We start from the raw sequence: 1,055 nt of genomic DNA, 5'->3' as shown, positions 1-1,055 counted from the left end.
TCGCCGAAGCCGCGGGTGGCCAGCGCGGGGGTGCCGATCCGCAGCCCCGAGGTGACCATCGGCGGGCGCGGATCGAAGGGGACGGCGTTGCGGTTGACCGTGATGTCGATCTCCGCGAGGCGGTCCTCGGCTTCCTGCCCATTGAGCTCGCACTCGCGCAGGTCCACCAGGACCAGGTGCACATCGGTGCCGCCGGAGATCACGTTGATCCCCTTCGCGGTCACGTCCGGCCGGACCAGACGGTCCGCGAGGATCCGGGCGCCGGCCAGGACACGCTCCTGGCGCTCCTTGAACTCCGGGGACGCGGCGATCTTGAACGCCACGGCCTTGCCCGCGATCACGTGCTCCAGCGGCCCGCCCTGCTGTCCCGGGAACACCGCCGAGTTGATCTTCTTGGCGATCTCGGCGTCGTTGGAAAGGATGATCCCACCGCGCGGACCGGCGAGGGTCTTGTGCGTGGTGGACGTGGTGACGTGGGCGTGCGGGACCGGGCTCGGGTGCAGCCCGGCGGCCACGAGGCCGGCGAAGTGGGCCATGTCCACCATCAGGTAGGCGCCCACGGAGTCGGCGATCCGGCGGAACTCCGCGAAGTCCAGCTGCCGGGCGTACGCGGACCAGCCGGCCACGATCAGCGCCGGCTTGTGCTCCTGGGCCAGGGCCTCGACCTCGGCCATGTCGATCCGCTGGTCCTGTTCGCGGACCTGGTACGGGATGACGTTATAGAGCCGCCCGGAGAAGTTGATCTTCATCCCGTGCGTGAGGTGTCCGCCGTGGGCCAGGTTCAGGCCCATGATCGTGTCCCCCGGACGGATCAGGGCGTGCATCACGGAGGCGTTCGCCTGCGCACCGGAGTGCGGCTGCACGTTCGCGTACCCGGCGCCGAACAGGGCCTTGACCCGGTCGATCGCCAGCTGCTCGATCACATCGACGTGCTCGCAGCCGCCGTAGTAGCGCTTGCCCGGGTAGCCCTCGGCGTACTTGTTGGTCAGCACCGAACCCTGCGCCTGCATCACAGCCACCGCGGTGTGGTTCTCCGAGGCGATCATTTCCAGGCC

1 protein-coding gene is annotated in these 1,055 nt (G+C 69.2%); it reads right to left on the bottom strand.

Annotated elements, in window-relative coordinates:
- Window positions 1-1,055, bottom strand: a 1,055-nt coding sequence (gene glyA / locus AC1DDO_RS23020) for a serine hydroxymethyltransferase (protein ID WP_476972849.1), incomplete at both ends; no start/stop codon positions are given.

Source organism: Arthrobacter sp. 10N43 (assembly GCF_056394525.1).
Note: the sequence above shows the minus strand (reverse complement) of the source record. Positions and strands in the feature narration are given on the sequence as shown.